16 protein-coding genes, 1 tRNA gene and 1 pseudogene are annotated in these 18426 nt (G+C 37.0%); 7 read left to right on the forward strand and 11 right to left on the reverse strand.

Annotated elements, in window-relative coordinates:
- Positions 1 to 65: 65 nt before the first annotated feature.
- Genes NYR30_RS09780 through NYR30_RS09800 form a run of 5 tightly spaced genes read right to left on the reverse strand, consistent with a single transcriptional unit; the run spans position 66 to position 2642 of the window.
- Complete coding sequence (locus NYR30_RS09780) at positions 66 to 1031, reverse strand: P2 family phage major capsid protein (RefSeq protein ID WP_066112477.1); 966 nt, start codon at positions 1029 to 1031, stop codon at positions 66 to 68.
- Between the two features lie 3 nt (positions 1032 to 1034).
- Positions 1035 to 1634 (reverse strand): hypothetical protein, encoded by a 600-nt coding sequence (locus NYR30_RS09785; protein WP_302502497.1) that lies wholly within the window; start codon positions 1632 to 1634, stop codon positions 1035 to 1037.
- Positions 1582 to 2235: an IS1595 family transposase gene (locus NYR30_RS09790; protein WP_115241497.1), complete on the reverse strand. Its 654-nt coding sequence runs from the start codon at positions 2233 to 2235 to the stop codon at positions 1582 to 1584. The genes NYR30_RS09785 and NYR30_RS09790 overlap by 53 nt, the downstream gene beginning before the upstream one ends.
- 21 nt (positions 2236 to 2256) lie before the next feature.
- Complete coding sequence (locus NYR30_RS09795; RefSeq protein WP_302500838.1) at positions 2257 to 2433, reverse strand: hypothetical protein; 177 nt, start codon at positions 2431 to 2433, stop codon at positions 2257 to 2259.
- A complete protein-coding gene (locus NYR30_RS09800; RefSeq protein WP_066112471.1) occupies positions 2433 to 2642 on the reverse strand; it encodes a helix-turn-helix transcriptional regulator in 210 nt (69 codons plus the stop codon). Before NYR30_RS09800 ends, NYR30_RS09795 begins: the two co-directional genes overlap by 1 nt.
- Positions 2643 to 3279: 637 nt before the next feature.
- Here NYR30_RS09800 and NYR30_RS09805 point away from each other — a divergent pair.
- On the forward strand, positions 3280 to 3540 hold the full coding sequence (locus tag NYR30_RS09805) for a hypothetical protein (RefSeq protein ID WP_302500841.1): 261 nt from the start codon (positions 3280 to 3282) through the stop codon (positions 3538 to 3540).
- Position 3541: 1 nt separating this feature from the next.
- Here the strand turns inward: NYR30_RS09805 and NYR30_RS09810 are convergent.
- From NYR30_RS09810 to putA, 6 genes and pseudogenes are all read right to left on the reverse strand, one after another.
- Positions 3542 to 4357 (reverse strand): annotated as a pseudogene (locus NYR30_RS09810) (IS3 family transposase); the annotation flags it as partial.
- A gap of 17 nt (positions 4358 to 4374) precedes the next feature.
- Positions 4375 to 4680, reverse strand: a complete 306-nt coding sequence (locus NYR30_RS09815) for a transposase (protein WP_302500332.1) — start codon at positions 4678 to 4680, stop codon at positions 4375 to 4377.
- Positions 4681 to 4816: 136 nt separating this feature from the next.
- Positions 4817 to 6016, reverse strand: coding sequence for a tyrosine-type recombinase/integrase (locus tag NYR30_RS09820; RefSeq protein ID WP_066112465.1), 1200 nt, complete (start codon positions 6014 to 6016; stop codon positions 4817 to 4819).
- Between the two features lie 226 nt (positions 6017 to 6242).
- A tRNA-Ser gene (locus NYR30_RS09825) sits at positions 6243 to 6332 on the reverse strand.
- A gap of 183 nt (positions 6333 to 6515) precedes the next feature.
- Positions 6516 to 8021 carry a sodium/proline symporter PutP gene (gene putP, locus NYR30_RS09830; protein WP_066112463.1) on the reverse strand — a complete coding sequence of 502 codons (1506 nt, stop codon included), beginning with the start codon at positions 8019 to 8021 and terminating at the stop codon, positions 6516 to 6518.
- Between the two features lie 22 nt (positions 8022 to 8043).
- Entirely contained in the window at positions 8044 to 11484 is a 3441-nt protein-coding gene (putA, locus tag NYR30_RS09835) for a bifunctional proline dehydrogenase/L-glutamate gamma-semialdehyde dehydrogenase PutA (protein WP_302500845.1), read from the reverse strand.
- A gap of 279 nt (positions 11485 to 11763) precedes the next feature.
- Here putA and NYR30_RS09840 point away from each other — a divergent pair, with 279 nt between their 5' ends.
- The 6 genes from NYR30_RS09840 (at position 11764) to NYR30_RS09865 (ending at position 18416) form a co-directional block, all read left to right on the forward strand.
- Positions 11764 to 13359 carry an ABC transporter substrate-binding protein gene (locus NYR30_RS09840; protein ID WP_302500847.1) on the forward strand — a complete coding sequence of 532 codons (1596 nt, stop codon included), beginning with the start codon at positions 11764 to 11766 and terminating at the stop codon, positions 13357 to 13359.
- A 100-nt stretch (positions 13360 to 13459) separates the two neighbouring features.
- Complete coding sequence (locus tag NYR30_RS09845) at positions 13460 to 14470, forward strand: ABC transporter permease subunit (protein WP_066105987.1); 1011 nt, start codon at positions 13460 to 13462, stop codon at positions 14468 to 14470.
- Between the two features lie 10 nt (positions 14471 to 14480).
- Positions 14481 to 15371 carry a dipeptide ABC transporter permease DppC gene (gene dppC / locus NYR30_RS09850; RefSeq protein WP_066105984.1) on the forward strand — a complete coding sequence of 297 codons (891 nt, stop codon included), beginning with the start codon at positions 14481 to 14483 and terminating at the stop codon, positions 15369 to 15371.
- A gap of 10 nt (positions 15372 to 15381) precedes the next feature.
- Positions 15382 to 16365: a dipeptide ABC transporter ATP-binding protein gene (gene dppD / locus NYR30_RS09855; RefSeq protein WP_066105982.1), complete on the forward strand. Its 984-nt coding sequence runs from the start codon at positions 15382 to 15384 to the stop codon at positions 16363 to 16365.
- Positions 16358 to 17359 (forward strand): peptide ABC transporter ATP-binding protein, encoded by a 1002-nt coding sequence (locus NYR30_RS09860; RefSeq protein ID WP_066105979.1) that lies wholly within the window; start codon positions 16358 to 16360, stop codon positions 17357 to 17359. Before dppD ends, NYR30_RS09860 begins: the two co-directional genes overlap by 8 nt.
- Before the next feature lie 133 nt (positions 17360 to 17492).
- The gene (locus NYR30_RS09865) at positions 17493 to 18416 is read left to right on the forward strand and encodes an EamA family transporter (protein WP_302500853.1); all 924 of its coding nucleotides are present in this window, start codon (positions 17493 to 17495) and stop codon (positions 18414 to 18416) included.
- The last annotated feature ends 10 nt before the right edge of the window (positions 18417 to 18426 follow it).

Below are 18426 nucleotides of genomic sequence, written 5' to 3' on the forward strand. Positions count from 1 at the left end.
AACCGCACTTTTATAGCAAAAAAAAAGGGCTGGAAAAACCAGCCCAGTTTGAGGAGTTTCGGAGCTTACTCCACAAGGTTTATATTTTCAATCAATGCGACGGCGTTATAGTCTTCTATGACAAAATCTAACGCTAAAGAGGTAAACACGTCTAATCGATTTCTCATTGAATTACGTTCTAATAGTTTTCTGATTGTGCCTTTTTGGATATAAAGCGAAAGATTATCTAAGCGAGTAATTAAAATGCTATTTTCTGGGAAATAGGCAATATTTACCGCTTTTAATCCGCCTATTTGCTTTTGTGATACCGTCATTATTGGATTAGATATATCGGAAACAATCGGATAATCTGCTAAGACATTGCGCCCACAAATTGCAATAAGATCGCCACTTGATTTAATCGGGTTTTCGATTTTCTCTAATCCTGCTTTAACTAGTGAGCTAAGGCTTTTATAAGGTTGATTTTCCCCTACATTTGCGCCGTTAATAATGCTATTCGGGCGTTTTTCTTTGATAGGTTGTAGCCAGCCTTTTTTGACATCTTCGGCTAATTTGTGCGTTTTCGGGTCGGAAGTTGTTGCTCGATTTTTTCCATTCCAGCCAACCATCAATAAACCCGCAAATAGTTCGCGGTTGAAGTAATCTTCAAAGGCTTTATTAAAATCAACATCAAGCACACCCGCAAGACTATCTAATTTTTGATAACTAATATAACTATCTAGGTTTATTTGTTCGCAATGAAACGCTTGAGGCGGCGAAATATGCCCACTTTCTGGGGTGCGTTCTTGTGTGTTGGTGTCGGTTTGGCTTGGCATAGGTACGCTTAATCCTAGCGTTGTGCCTTTTGCTGTGTTCGTTTTGATAATATTAATTAGATTAAAAAACGGATTTAATTCAATGCGTTTAAAAAAATCTTGTTCTACTTGCCCATCTAAATCAACTACCACAAGCGAACCATCACTATTAATTTTTAACATTGATGATAAATGTTGAATATAGCTATTATATTTTTTGGTTGTTAAGTTTTCCATAAATTACCCCTTGATAGTATTCTTAATTAATTTTTGAAATCCTGATATTGGTTTTTCAATATTTTCTAGGTGTCTTTGTGCAGCGGTTTTTAATTCTGTTCTATGAATAAAAATCGGGAGAGTAAACTCATCTTCTAATGTCATTTCTGTATCGATTAAACTCATTAAATGTTGTGATAAATATTCTTTAACGGCATATTCTAGCGAGCCTTTGTAACCATCTAACTCACTATTCGCCGTTATTTTTCCACTAGCTTTAAGTAATAGATAAAGTTTGCTCAATATGTCTTTCTGTTTTATTGAAAAGCTATCTAATAAAGATTGAAACTCATTAGATAATTTGTTTTTTCTGATTGCAGATAAATGGCTAAATTCAATATATAACGCTTCTTTCTGTTGATAGATCTTTGTTTCAATTTCTTCTTTATAGGCGTTGTAATATTCTATTCTAGTTTTTATACCTGACTCCACTTGCTTTAATGCCACATAGTCATCAGCACTTAAGAAGTTATCTACATTTAATTTTTCTTGGGGCTGAAGTAGATTAGCGTTAAATCTGACACCATTTCCGCAGGATTTTGAGCTGTTGAGATGGTGTCCCATAATTGAAACGAAACTCACATTCTTTCAAAAAAAGAGGGAAAGATTTTCGATCAATTCCATTATACTTTCTTAGCACACGCTTTGCTTGATTCCAAAAATTCTCTATCCCATTAATGTGATTTCGCCGCTCAGCAAAATGAGTACTGTGGTTAATTCTATAATGCGTAAACTCACTAACATCTAGCACATCATAGCTATGATAACAATCTGTATAAACAATGCTATCTGGTTGTATTTTCTTTTTAATAACAGTAAGTAAGGTATCAGTCTTAGTGTTTTGTACAGTTACTGTGTAAACTTTTCCATGGCGTTTAAGCATGCCAAACACCACCATTTTACCAGCTGCACCCCGACCTCTTTTCCCTTTTCGCACACCACCAAAATAGCTTTCATCTAACTCTACTTCGCCATCGAAAAGTTCATGTGCTTGTAGTGCTAAATGATGGCTGATAACGAGACGAATTTTTCGATAAAACAAGATGGCAGTATTGGCTTGAATGCCAAGCAAATCTGCTGCTGATCGTGCTGTTACTTCTAATACAAAAAATTCAAGCAGTTTTCTTTGTATAGATTTCTTTAGTTTACAATTGGTTATCTTCATTTTTGTAGCTTAGCATAAGTGCTAATCTACTTCAGCCCCTTTTTCTTTTGTTGCTGTTGCTTGTTCAATTAAATCTTGTTCAAGCGCGGCAATGATATTTATTATTTTTTCTTTCTCTTTAATTAAGTCATCTAATACTTGTTTTTCTGTTAAATAATGCTGTTTCTTTGTGTTGAATTCGTTTGGTTGTTCGGTCATTAGTGGTTACCTTTATTTGTGTTTATTTTGCTTTCTATCCAGTCATCTATCTCACTTTCCAGCCATGCACTACGATTAGCGGAAATGCTGATAGATTGAGGAAATTCATTTTTATTCATTAGCGTGTAAATAGTCGTTTTCTTTAAACTTGTGCGATCCTTCACTTCATCAAGATTAATAAAACGCTGTTTTTTCTGGTTTTCACTCACATTTTTACCCCCTTAAATTTTTATTCCGTGTTATTCCGATAGCATTCGTTTTAGTTCGTGATAAGCATAAAAAAGAGGGCTTTTTTTGTCATTTTGTTAGCTTTGTGGAAACAAAAATCACAAAATCATTATTTACTTAAGGCGTGAAAATCGTTTTAGACGTGTAGAAAATCAAAACAAAGAAATTTTCTAAAAAATTATTCCAAATGCAGACTTATTTTTATTCCAATTTATCATAAAAAATTGCGTTAAATTGCGTTATTTTGCGTCATAAAAACGCTAATCATGAATATAATTCAATCCTTATCTAGTAAGGCTTCTGGGGTTTTGCGTTTTTGCGTAAAAAGCAACACAAAAAGCGCGCGGGCGTGGCGAGGTACGCATAGCGATTTTTAATTCCTAAAAACATACAATATAACCGCATTAAAAACGTCATAGAGCGATTTTATTATTAAAGATGATGATAGAGTCAAATATTTAAGACAAGGCTATAATCGCTTTATATTGGCTTATTTGTGCATATCTTTCATAATAACTATTTTTGTAAAATTAGGGCATATGCTTTAAATATGAATTTAATTCATTATTTTGTTTATAACAAAATAGAATAAATATTTAAATAAATTTTGTGTAATATGTGCAATTAATCTATCTTAAAAATGGCGGTGAAGAAATGAACAAGAAAAATCTATCTCTCTTATCTAAACTTATTTTATTAATCACATTTTTTATTTTTAGTTTGCCGTCTAATGCTGGCATGATAACAAAAGCAGTTGGCGCATATGTTGCTTATAAAGTCATTACAAAAAACAAAGAGGAAAAAGAACAAAAGCAACAATCTGCATCGGAAGATCATTACCGTTATAGTAGTGATGAAGAATGTGTAGTGATCCACTAATTTAACAGTCCCTGATAGGTTGTTTTGCTAAAACGGGTGGTAATCCCTGATTGTAAGCATGAGGACGAACGGTATTATAATAAAATACATAATTCTTAATGTCCTCCTTCGCTGCCGACAATGAAGCATAACCCCCTTTTAACATCCATTCATATTTAAAACTTCTAAACCAACGCTCCATCGGCGCATTGTCCCAACAATTGCCTCGACGACTCATACTCTGGATTAATCCATGACGTTTCACACATTGCGTAAAGGGATAACTCCGATAAATACTCCCTTGGTCTGAATGAAATATCATCTTTTTTGTTCTTGTTGTCGTCAACATCGCATGATTTAATGCCTCTACCACTAAATCTGCATTATGCTCTCTTTGCAATCGCCAACCGACTACTTGACGATGGGCTAAATTCAGCACAACCGCAAGATAATGCCATTCTCCATTCACCTTAAGATAGGTGGTATCGCCACACAATACCGTCGTCTGGGAATCTGGGGTAAATTGGCGGTTTAACAGATGATTAAATGGCATCGTTTGTCCCTCAGCAGATGGATAAGAATAGCGTTTCTTCGGTTGTTTACTCTCTAAGTCTTGTTGCTTCATCAATTTACGGATAAGCGCTAAGCCTACCTCAATCCCTTTATGCTGTAATCTCGCTTTCAATGTCCGTTTACCCGCTGAACCTCGACTTTCATCAAATAATGCCTTTATTTCTAACGATAAACGTCCATATTTGTTTGGCTTGCTACACTGTCTTAACTGGGCATAATAGGCACTTTCTGATACCTCAAACAACGCACACACCCGTTTGATACCATACGATTTTAATGCCTTTACCGCTTGGTAGCGGCGTTGTCGAGAGACATAAAAATCGCTGTAGCCTTTTTTAGGATTTCTTTGTCCTCTTCGAGTATTTTTATCCGTTTCTCCAGCTCTCGTATGCGTTGTTGTTCAGGGGATATCGGCTTGCTGCCTGGTAATACATAACCTTGTTGTTCTGCTTGTACTTGTTTTACCCAACGACGTAATGCCGTTTCTCCTATCCCTAATTCCAAGCACGCTTGTGGGATGGAATAACCTTGTTCGGTCACCAATTTTACTGCTGCAGCTTTATATTCTGGGCTAAATGTTCTTCTCATTAAATTGTCCTCTTTTTGTGATAGTTTACCACCTATTGAGGACTGCGGAATTAGTCTACCACTACAATGCGAAGAAGATGAAGATAGTGAAGAATGTGAGGAATAAAAAAGCGGCAAACTGCCGCTTCTCAATTATTTAATATCTTGGCTGTTCTTGTTTACATTTTGCAACATAATCCCCCCAAACCTGCATGACTGGAATTCTACGCTCATAAAAATTACTTCTTAAATAGACTTTTGCAGTGCCCGATTTATTACAATGCGCTAAACAAGCGTCTATCACCTCGCAGGCTTCCGCTCCAATATCCTCTAAATATGTCGCTGCGAGTGAACGCATACCGTGCGGAGTCATTATACCTTTATAATTTAAAACCCTATAAAAAGCCTGATTAGCGGTATTAGATGAACAATGTTTATCTTTTTTAGATCTATGCGGAAATAAATATTTTTTATGACCACTAAGACTATGCAACAACTTCAACAGTTCTATCGTTTGATTGCTTAACGGTACACAATGCGCCTTTTTCATCTTCATTTTTTCCGCTGGAATTAACCAACATTTTTTATCAAAATCAATTTCCGACCATTCAGCCGCGGCGGCTTCTTTAGCTCTAACCATCGTCAACAACTCAAATTCAATTAATAGTTTAGTTTGAAGATCCAAATTAGAAAGCGTTAAACGCTTAAAAAAATCGGGTAACTCTTCCGCTTTAATACATGGATTAGGTTGCGGTTTCGGTCTAGGAAATGATTTTTTAATCAAAGATAAATGGTTACTAGATAAAATTCCCATTTCTACCGCATGATCCCCCAATTCCCTTAAATCTCTAGCAACTTTTTCTGCCATACAAGGCGCTTTAGCGTAAATCGGCTTAATAAGTTCTCTCGCCTGAAATAGTTCAAGTTCTGATATAGGAAAATCACCCAATATCGGAAATAAATGATTATTAAACCGTGCTAACCTGTCTTTAAAGTGTTCTTTACTTAACAAAATTCCCTTTGTATTTTTCCAATCATCGGCAATTTGTTTAAGTGTAAGTTTACTTTTTCGCTCTTTTTCGGCTTCTAGCTTAGCTTGATTAAATGGATCAATACCTTTGGCAAGCAATGAATTATAAGAAAGGGCTATTTGTAGTGCAGATTCCAAAGAAATAACATCAGCGCTTCCGATATTTTTTTTCTTGTTAATCTTTGTTTCCAAATCTCGATATGAATAACGATAAACTTTTGCGCCTTTTGGCGACATTATCAAAAAAAGTTTATGCCCTAGTGAGAAACTTTCTTCTTTTCCACTTGCTTTAAGTTTATTGATGAAATTTTGATTGATTTTTGTCATTTTGTAAGCCTTTGATTTTGTTTAATTTAACTCAAAAATGATCCAAAAAAATTAAAAAAGTTTCCCCACGTTACAAAAATTTGAAACTATGGATCATTTTGGATCATTTCGCCAGAAACAAAACCACGCAAAAAGAACAAAATAAACGGAATGGATTTTAAATTTACTTATTTTTCAATAAGATGGTGAACAATATAAACAAAAACACTTTAGAAAATCATTTTTCTGGCGGTGAGAGAGGGATTCGAACCCTCGATGCACTTTCGCACATACACACTTTCCAGGCGTGCTCCTTCAGCCTCTCGGACATCTCACCTTAAAATGAAGTAATCAATGAAATTAAGGAGTTGCAATATATTCACTTTCCCTAAATTCGTCAAGTCTTTTTAGGACAATCCTTTCAGATTATCTATTCTTTGACTAAAGAATAGATAATCTAGCCTTAATGGAATAAAAAAGGCTGATCTCAATATCAGCCTTTCAGAAAATTTTAATTTATTTATGCACTTTTCTGAGTATTAAATGCATCTACTGCTGCATCAAATTTTGATGCAACATCTTCAGCAACTGGTGAGAAAATAGATGATGTTACAGTAACGATCGAACAAGCTAAAAATCCTGGAATAATCTCATATAAATTCGCAATATCATTCCAATTTAATTGATGCATTAGTGGTTTCCACGCTACTACGGTCACCGCACCAGCTAACATTCCCCATAATGCAGCATTAGAAGTAATGTTACGATTAAATAGTGAAAGAATAACTAATGGACCAAAAGATGCTCCAAAGCCTGCCCACGCATAAGAAACTAAGCCCATCACTTTAGAATTTGGATCTTGTGCAATCCACATTGCGACTACAGCAATAATTAATACCATCACACGACCAACCCAAACTAACTCTTTGCTTGACGCATTTTTGCGTAAGAAACCATGATAAAAGTCTTCTGTAATTGCCGCTGAACACATCAAGAATTGCGCTGATAAGGTACTCATTATCGCTGCTAAAATTGCTGACAATACGATTCCAACAATCCATGGATTAAAGATTGCTTTTGAAACCTCGATAAACACCGATTCAGCAGAATCCAACATCACTTTATTAACTTCAAAGTAAGCTAAACCGAAATAACCGACCGCACAAGCACCACCAAGACATAAGATCATCCAGGTAATGCCGATAACACGTGCTTTTTCCAATGCTTGTACAGAGCTTGCTGCCATAAAACGAGCAAGAATATGCGGTTGGCCAAAATAGCCTAAGCCCCAAGAAAGCGCTGAAATTACGCCAATTCCAGATACGTTATACAACCAATTTGAATATGGGATACCTGTTTGTTCAGACTTCACTGCCAATGCTGCAGTAATATCTCCCCAACTAATATTCAATAAGACAATCACAGGCGCTAATAACAAGGCGAAAATCATCAAAGAGGCTTGAATAGTATCACTCCATGAAATTGCCAAATAGCCACCAATAAAAGTGTAGGTAATAGTAGCAATTGCACCAAACAGCAAGGCAGTACCATAATCAATACCTAACAAACTTTGGAATAATTTTGCTCCTGCCACAACCCCAGATGCACAATAGATGGTGAAGAAAAACAGAATTACTGAAGATGAAATAATCTTTAGTGATTTCGCACGACGAGGGAAACGCACAGCAAAAAACTCAGGAAGCGTTAATGCATTACCATATTGTTCAGTAAATACCCGCAACCGTCCAGCAACAATACGATAATTGAAGTAAGCACCGATGGTTAAACCTACTGCAATCCACGCTTCTGATAAGCCAGTAACAAAAATTGCGCCTGGCAATCCCAACAATAGCCAACCAGACATATCTGACGCACCAGCTGACATTGCGGTAACAAAGCTGCCCATTTTACGACCACCTAAAATATAGTCATTAAAATTTTTGGTGGAATAATACGCATAGATACCTATGCCTAAAATAACGAAAAGGTATAAGGCGAAAGCCGTATAAATTTGATAGTTTTGCATACATTCTTCCTGTATTTGTTGGTTATTGTTCTTCAATAGCCATCAGTGTTGCATTTCCACCTGCGGCCGCAATATTTTCACTACGTGAAAACTCGTGATACAACAAAGTTAAATCTTGAGTTGTTGTCCAATCATATAAACAGAAAATCGCTGGATTATTTTCCGTTAAAGCGCGACGTTGCTCTTGGCTAATTGGTGAAACGAAAACACCTTTTTGATAATACTGCCCATCAATGCGACACTCTAAATCAGTCAACTCTTGTTCAAGTAATGGATTACCTTTTTCCACTACAACTTTAAACCCTGCTTGTTGTAAATTCTTATAAGCTGCAAGCAAACGTGCAGTATCATCACCAAGTAATAAAACCGTTGTCGTTTTATAATCGATACTATTAAGCTCACCTGTAATACTTGGTAATACTTTCGGTGTTTCTACCAAAGACGAATAATATTGAGCAGTTTTAGTTAAACGTTGCACATACAACTCACCACCAGCCTTCGGACCTGTTCCAGACAGACCATGTCCACCAAACGGTTGAACACCTACCACTGCGCCAACAATATTACGATTAATATAGAAATTACCACACTGCAAATTCTCTTCAACAAACTTCACTGTCCGTTGAATACGACTATGGCAGCCACCAGTAAGCGCATATCCTTTCGCATTAATTTCTGATAGCAATCTTGGTAATGCTTGAATCCGATAACGAACGAAATGCAGAATTGGACCAAATACTTCATGGGTAATTTGATCTAAAGAACCCAATTCATAGATTGATGGAGCGACAAAATGTCCATTTGTTGGTGCAGTCAATTCCAAATAACGACGAGAGATTTTACGGACGGTTTCTTGATAATCAAGTAATTTTTGCTGTGCTTCTTGATCAATAACCGGCCCAATATCTGTATTTAAATGTGCCGGATTACCTAATACTAATTCTTGCATTGCTTCCGTTAACATTTGATACAAACGATCTGCAATATCTTCTTGTACCAATAAAATTCTTAAAGCAGAACAACGTTGTCCAGCAGAATCAAACGCTGAACTTAAAACATCCGTAACCACCTGTTCTAACAATGCTGACGAATCCACAATCATCGCATTCATACCGCCTGTTTCAGCGATAAACACAGGTTGATCATCTCTTGTGATTAATTGCTTATTAATTAAATGAGCCACTTCGGTAGAACCAGTAAACATCACACCATTAAATGGTTGTGCTACTAATGCAGCACCTAATTCTCCTGCCCCTAGGGTCAGTTGGAGAGCGTCTTGTGGCACACCTGCTTGATGTAATAAATTCACAGCATAATATGCAATCAATGAAGTTTGTTCTGCTGGTTTGGCGACTACACTATTGCCAGCTGCTAACGCTGCTGCAATTTGTCCTGTAAAGATAGCCAATGGGAAATTCCATGGAGAAATACATAAGATCGAGCCTAATGGCGCTGCTAATGCACCTTTTTCTGCTAAGAAACGAATTTGCTCAGCATAATAACGTAAGAAATCAACTGCTTCTCGTAATTCACCTATTGCATTAGGTAAGGTTTTACCCGCTTCTTCAATCGCGAGTTTAATTAATAAACCATAATTTTCTTCATAAAGATCAGCCGCTTTTTCCAGAATAACGGCGCGTTCCTCTACTGATTTTTCTTTCCATACAATATTTGCTGCAGCTTGGAATACCGCTGCTGCTGATTCCGCAGCCATAAAATTGGCTTGAGCCAAGCTATGATCTTGCTGTGCTGGATTGATGACTGTAAATTGACTTCCCGTCGAAACTTCAACAGCACATAAAGAACTCACATCACCATATTGAGCTTGATTTAGTGCTGTTTCCAATTGGCATAATGCTGTTTCATCATTTAAATTGAATCCTTTAGAGTTACGACGTCCTGCGAATAAATTTGCTGGTAATTTTATGGCTTTATTCGGCTCCCCTTGGAAACGAACGAATTTTTTCCAAGGCGCTTCGATCAACTCTGCAATGGAAATATTAGGATCAACTAACTGATGGACAAACGAAGAGTTCGCACCATTTTCTAGTAAACGACGCACCAAGTAAGCCAATAAAGTTTGATGTGTACCTACTGGTGCATATACACGTACTCGACGGTTAAATTGGTGCGCACCAACCACATTATCATAAAGCGTTTCCCCCATACCATGTAAGCATTGGAACTCAAACTCTTTACCTTTGCCTAATTCGGCAATTGTCGACAGCGTTTGTACATTGTGTGTGGCAAATTGTGGGTAAATAACATCTTGCGCCGCTAACAATTTTTGTGCGCAACTTAAATAAGAAATATCGGTATGCACTTTTCGTGTATATAACGGAAAACCTGCCATGCCCTCCGTTTGCGCCCATTTAATTTCACTATCCCAGTAAGCTCCTTTTACTAAGCGCACCATCATTTTGCGTTGATAACGGCGATTCATCTCAATGATGTAATCTAAAACATAAGGGCAACGTTTTGAGTAGGCTTGTACCACGAAACCAATACCATCAAACCCAGCTAAATCAGGATCTTGTAATAATTTCTCCAATAAATCTAAAGAAATCTCTAAACGTGACGCCTCTTCAGCATCAATATTTAATCCAATATTGTATTGTTTCGCTAATACAAATAACTGTTTTAAACGTGGATATAACTCTTGCATTACTCGTTGTTGTTGTGAACGAGAATAACGTGGATGGATCGCTGATAATTTAACTGAAACACCATTAGCATCATAAAGCGAACGCCCTGCTGATTGACGCCCTACTGCATGAATTGCTTCTACATAATCTTGTAAATATTTATCGGCATCTTGCATTGTCATTGCTGCTTCGCCAAGCATATCGAACGAGAAGCAATATCCCATCTTTTCACGATCAACAATATTCTTTAACGCATCTTCCATTGTTTCGCCAGTAACAAACTGATCACCTAAGATACCCATTGCTTTTTCAATAGCTAATTTCATCATTGGCGCAGATAATTTGGCGAAACTCTTCATTAACGCCGACGAAAGTACTTCTTCACTTAATGCAGCACTAATTTTACTGCCTAACAATAAGCCATAACTTGCCGCATTGGTAAATAACGAACCTGATCTTTTTACGTGTGCTCGCCAATTACCTAATTTTAATTTGTCATCAATTAACGCATAACGTGTTTCAGTATCTGGAATACGTAATAACGCTTCCGCTAAACACATCAACGCAATACCTTCATCACATCCCAAAGAAAATTCGTGCATTAAAGCATCAACGCCATAATGTTTCTGTTTTTTCTCGCGAATTTTTGTGATCAATTGTCTAGCTACATTTTCAATGGAAGCTTCCTGTTCTGCGGAAAAATTTAATGTATTAACTAATTTAGTTACTGCTTCTTTTTCAGAACAAGCATAATTTTGGCTAATTAATTGGCGTAATTCAGATTTTTGACTGAAATCATTGGCATATTGATATTGCATTTTAGACTCTACCCATCAAATGTTATGAGAAATAAACGAACATAAGTGTAAAAGATTGTTTAAAATAATAAATATTAATTTGTTAAATTTGTGACTCCATTCAAAAATTTATTTAACAATTTAAAAACATAAATACAACCTCAGCAAAAAGTGTTACATTTATATTAGTTAAGATGCTTTTTTGCCTCTTGACAAAATCAGTTATTAATATGTAAATAAACGGGTTTTATACAACTTTATATAAAAATTACTGCTAAACACACTCAAACTGGAGAAACTATGAAAAAACTCACAAAACTCTCATTGACTACATTAGCCTTATCTTTATCTACTGCAGTATTCGCCGCTCCGAAAACATTAGTTTATTGTTCTGAAGCCTCTCCTTCCTCTTTCAACCCACAACTCGTTACCGACGGTTCATCAATTGATGCTAGTGGACAAGCAATTTATAACCGATTAACTGTTTTTGCACGCGGTAAAACAGACGTGGTACCATCATTAGCGGAAAGTTGGGATGTTTCAGAAGATGGTAAAGTTTATACTTTCCATCTGCGTAAAGGCGTAAAATTCCAATCTAATAAATTATTCAAACCAACTCGTGACTTTAATGCAGATGACGTTTTATTCTCATTTAATCGTCAGTTAGATCCAAATAACCCATATCACAAAGTTTCTGGCGGTTCTTACGAATACTTTATTGGTATGGATATGAATAATATCATTGATAAAATTGAAAAAATTGATGATTACACTGTTCGTTTTACCTTAAAAGCTCCAAACTCACCGTTTTTAGCTAACTTGGCGATGGATTTCGCTTCTATGCTTTCTAAAGAATATGCCGATAAAATGTTAGCTGCAGGAAAACCTGAAACTGTTGATACCAATCCAATTGGTACAGGTCCATTTGAATTTGTTTCTTATCAAAAAGACTCTTTAATTCGCTATAAAGCGTTTGATAATTATTGGGAAGGCAAGGCAAAAATTGATCGTTTAGTATTTGCAATTACTCCTGATGCATCTGTACGTTATGCGAAATTGAAAAAAGGTGAATGCCAAGTAATGCCATATCCAAACCCAGCAGATATTGCGGATATGCAAAAAAATCCAGATCTTAATGTGTATAAAGCACCTGGACTTAATATTGGCTACTTAAGCTTCAACGTAACCAAAGCACCATTTGATAATGTGAAAGTGCGTCAAGCATTAAACTATGCTGTAAATAAGAAAGCGATTATTGATGCAGTTTATCAAGGTAGCGGTCAAGTAGCGAAAAATCCAATTCCACCAACAATATGGTCTTACAATGATGACATCAAAGACTACGAATATAACCCTGAAAAAGCGAAACAGTTATTAAAAGAAGCTGGCTTTGAAAAAGGTTTCAGCACTGAATTGTGGGCAATGCCGGTTTCACGTCCATACAACCCAAATGCTCGCCGTATGGCTGAATTGGTTCAAGCTGACTGGAAAAAAGTTGGTGTTGACGCCAAAATTGTTAGCTACGAATGGGGTGAATACTTACAACGTATGAGAAAAGGTGAAGATCCAACAGGTATGATGGGTTGGACTGGTGATAACGGTGACCCAGATAACTTCTTCGGTACACTATTAAGCTGTGCATCAAAAGAACAAGGCTCTAACTATGCTAAATTCTGTTACGCACCATTTGATAAATTAATTCGTGAAGCGGTTCAATCAAACGATCACGCGAAACGTGTTGAATTATACAAACAAGCTCAAGTGATATTTAAAGAACAAGCACCTTGGATCACTATTGCTCACTCAACCACTTACGAACCAGTTCGTAAAGAAGTGAAGAACTATGTGATCAATCCATTCGGGCTTCATCCGTTTTATGGCGTTGACTTAGAATAGTCGCTCCAGCTATATTACTTGACTTTTTGATAACTATAATAACTATTCTTGCCATAGGATCTATGGCAAGAATATCTTTGATAATTAGCGAGCAGTTAATATGTTTCGATTCATTTTCAAACGGGTGGCCATGGTTATTCCAACCTTTATCGGTATCACTCTTTTAACTTTTGCCCTAATTCATCTTATTCCTGGTGATCCAATTGAAATACGAATGGGCGAACGTGGGTTAAGTCCAGAAGTTCATCAACAAATGATGCACCAATTAGGTTTAGATAAATCTTTACCAGAACAATATTTCGATTATTTAAAAGGGATCGCTCACGGTGATTTTGGTACATCATTCAAAAATAATGTTCCTGTATTAGATGAGTTTTTATCACTCTTTCCTGCCACCATTGAATTAGCCACTTTTGCAATTCTATTTGCCATTATTATTGGTATTCCCATTGGGATTATTGCTGCAATTAAACGAGGGTCGGTATTCGATCACTCGGTGATGGCAATTTCTCTGACTGGGTACTCTATGCCAATTTTCTGGTGGGGCTTATTATTAATGTTGTTGGTTTCTGTACAGTGGAACCTTACCCCTGTTTCCGGTCGTATTGATGCTGAATATTGGATCGATTCTGTCACTGGTTTTATGTTAATCGATAGCTGGCTATCCGGCGAACCAGGCGCATTTAAATCAGCAGTAATGCACCTCATCTTACCATCTATCGTCTTAGGAACTATCCCATTGGCGGTTATTTCACGAATGACACGTTCTTCAATGTTAGAAGTATTAGGTGAAGATTATATTCGAACTGCACGAGCTAAAGGGCTTTCCTCAATGCGTGTTATCGTTATTCACGCTTTGCGTAATGCTTTAATTCCTGTTGTAACTGTTATCGGTCTTATCGTAGGACAGCTATTATCTGGCGCTATTTTGACTGAAACCATTTTCTCTTGGCCAGGTATCGGTAAATGGGTTATCGAAGCAATTCGCGCCCGCGATTATCCTGTTGTACAAAGTGCCGTATTAATTATTGCAACAATTATTATCATTGTGAATTTATTGGTTGATCTCTTATATGGTGTGGTCAATCCTCGTATTAGATACCGTAAATAAGGATTAAAGCATGTCAAATCCCTCTATTTCCGCACCAACACCACGTACACCGCTACAAGAATTTTGGTTTAATTTTAGCCGTAATAAAGGTGCTGTGGTTGGTTTAATCTATATTGTGATTATCTTTTTTATTAGTGTATTTGCTGATTTTATTGCACCACATGATCCTATTATGCAAGTGCGTGATGCGTTCTTATTACCGCCTGCATGGGTAGATGGTGGAACTTGGAATCATATTCTCGGCACCGATGATGTTGGTCGTGATATTCTCTCACGCTTAATTCATGGTGCACGTTTATCACTATTTATTGGCTTATTAGTGGTTTCACTTTCATTTATTTTCGGCGTCACTTTAGGTTTAATCGCCGGCTATTTTGGTGGTATTGTCGATATTATCATTATGCGAATTATTGATATTATGTTGGCACTACCAAGCTTATTGCTTGCTATTGCCATTGTTGCCATTTTAGGCCCTTCATTGCTGAATGCCTCTTTTGCCATCGCTTTCGTTTCCTTACCTAGTTATGTACGTTTAACTCGTGCTTCGGTATTAAACGAAATCAACCGCGATTATGTTACTTCTTCAAGAGTTGCCGGTGCAGGTATTCTCCGTTTAATGTTTATCACTATCTTGCCTAACTGTTTGGCACCACTCATTGTACAAACCTCAATGGGTTTCTCAAATGCAATCTTAGATATGGCAGCTCTCGGCTTCTTAGGTATTGGCGCACAACCACCAACACCGGAATGGGGAGCGATGTTAGCAGAAGCATTACAATTCGTACAACGAGCTTGGTGGGTAGTTACTTTCCCCGGTTTGGCAATTTTATTTACGGTGCTTGCCTTCAACTTAATGGGTGATGGTTTGCGCGATGCCCTAGATCCAAAATTAAAACAATAAGGAGTGAACCATGGCATTATTAACTGTAAATAATCTCTCTGTTCACTTTGGTGAGAAAGATAAGCCTTTTAAAGCTGTTGACCGAGTGAGCTATCAAGTTGAACAAGGTGAAGTTTTAGGTATTGTGGGCGAATCAGGTTCAGGTAAATCAGTCAGCTCTCTTGCGATTATGGGGCTAATCGATTTTCCTGGTCGAGTATCTGCCGATCAATTACATTTCGATAATCAAGATTTGCTCCAGTTAAATGAGAAACAAAAACAGAAGCTGGTAGGTGCTGACGTTGCGATGATCTTCCAAGATCCAATGACCAGTTTAAACCCTTGCTATACTGTTGGTTTCCAAATTATGGAGGCATTAAAAGTCCATCAAGGCGGTAGTAAAAAACAACGTCGTGATCGTACTATCGAGCTATTAAAAATGGTTGGAATCCCTGATCCAGAATCACGTCTTGATGTTTATCCGCACCAATTATCAGGTGGAATGAGCCAACGGGTAATGATCGCAATGGCAATTGCTTGTAAACCTAAATTGTTAATTGCTGATGAGCCAACTACCGCGCTTGATGTAACTATTCAAGCACAAATCATTGATCTATTACTAGAATTACAGCAAAAAGAGAATATGGCGTTAATCCTTATTACGCACGATCTTGCTCTCGTTGCTGAATCTGCACATCGCATCATCGTCATGTATGCAGGGCAAGTAGTAGAAGAAGGTTTAGCCACAGATATTTTCCATGAGCCTAAACATCCTTATACTCAGGCATTATTACGTTCTTTACCTGAATTTGCTTCTGGTAAATCTCGTTTAGAATCATTACCTGGTGTTGTACCTGGAAAATATGATCGTCCGCAAGGCTGTTTGCTTAATCCTCGTTGCCCTTATGCAACGGATGAATGTCGTCAAAGCGAACCTGAATTACATCGTGTTGGTAATCGCCAAGTGAAATGTCATATGCCACTTAATGCAGAAGGAAAGCCAGAACATGTCTGAAGCTATAATTTCACAAGCACAATCGCCAACGGCTACTCCTTTGCTGAAAGCGATTGATCTAAAAAAATATTATCCTGTCAAAAAGGGATTCTTTTCCCCTGTACAATATGTCAAAGCGCTAGATGGGGTTTCTTTTACTCTTGAACGAGGTAAAACATTGGCAGTAGTGGGCGAATCTGGTTGTGGTAAATCCACGTTAGGTCGTCTATTAACAATGATTGAATCACCGACAGAAGGAGAGCTTTACTATCAAGGTAAAAACTTCTTAGAAAAAGATAACGAAACCGTCAAATTACGTCGGCAAAAAATTCAGATCGTTTTCCAAAACCCTTACGCTTCACTCAATCCACGTAAGAAAATTGGTACCATTTTAGAAGAACCTCTCAAAATTAATACCAATTTAACCAAAGAAGAACGCAAAGCCACTGTGTTATCTATTATGGAGAAAGTCGGCTTACGTCCTGAATTTTACGATCGTTATCCGCATATGTTCTCTGGTGGACAACGCCAACGGATTGCGATTGCCCGCGGATTAATGTTAAACCCTGATATTGTTATTGCAGACGAACCTGTATCAGCACTCGATGTTTCCGTACGTGCACAAGTATTAAACTTGATGATGGAATTGCAGGAAAATTTAGGTTTATCCTATATTTTTATCTCGCACGATCTCTCTGTGGTGGAACATATTGCTGATGAAGTAATGGTAATGTATCTCGGTCGCTGTGTTGAACAAGGTACAACAGAACAGATCTTTGGCAACCCACGTCACCCTTATACCAAAGCATTGTTATCAGCAACGCCAAGATTATCACCTGAATTGCGTCGCGAACGGATTAAATTATCAGGGGAATTACCAAGTCCACTGAATCCACCAAAAGGTTGTGCTTTTAATGCTCGTTGTCAATTCGCCACCGAACGTTGTCGTCAGGAACAACCTGAATTAAAAACTTATCCTGACGGTGTAAAAATCGCTTGTTTTATGGTGGATTAACAATACCATTTAATGCATTGGCTCGTGTAAAGATTAAATAAAATCACGAGCCAATCTCACTTTCTATTGAATAATCTTTTACGAGTTCTATAATAAGCCACATCTTTGTTTTATTCCTTTTTCCGTTCTAATAATGATTTCCAAACAACTTGCTAAAGGATTAATCTTCGGCTGTATTGCCGCGTTTTTCTATGGTTTAAATCCTTTATTTACCTTACCGTTATACCAAATCGGTTTAACAGCTGACGCTGTACTCTTTTACCGTTTCTTTGTTGCTAGCCTTATTCTTGCTGCAATTATGTATCAGCAAAAAATTTCATTTGCGCTAACGAAAAAAGAGTTACTGACATTATTGCTAGTAGGGGTAACTTTCGCAGTTTCTTCATTAACACTGTTTGTGAGTTATCAACTAATAGAAGCAGGCATCGCTTCAACCATTTTGTTTATTTATCCACTATTGGTTGCCATTATTATGGTGCTGTTCTTCCATGAGCGATTAAATCTGATTACGATGCTGGCGATTACTCTAGTCATTTTTGGCGTTTCATTACTTTACCAAAATGATAATGGCACCAGCCTTGATCCGTTTGGTGTCTTTCTCGTTTTTATTTCTGCATTGACTTATGCAATCTATATTATTGCAGTAGAGAGATCGCCATTACATAATATTCCTGTTATAAAACTCACATTCTACGGTCTATTATTTGGCTCATTGGTCTTTTTCATTCGTCTTGATTTTGGTACTGCATTACCAATGGATTTCACGCCAACATTAATCTTTAATGTCTTGGGGTTAGCTGTTTTTACTACGATTGTTTCTTTAATCTTGATGAATCACTCTATCCAAATGATTGGGCCAACAACAGCATCTATTATTGGTGCTTTAGAACCAATCACTGCTTTATTAGTCGGTGTTTTAATTTTTAACGAACAGATGACGGCGAGAATTTTCCTTGGCATTGTGTTAATTCTTTCCGCAATTATTTTGACGGTATCTGGAAAAGAGATCTTACATTTCTTATTTGGACGACATCATCATTTTAGATTTAAACATTAACTATTAAAAA

The sequence above is a fragment of the Gallibacterium salpingitidis genome (assembly GCF_030517105.1).
Classification (GTDB): domain Bacteria; phylum Pseudomonadota; class Gammaproteobacteria; order Enterobacterales; family Pasteurellaceae; genus Gallibacterium; species Gallibacterium salpingitidis.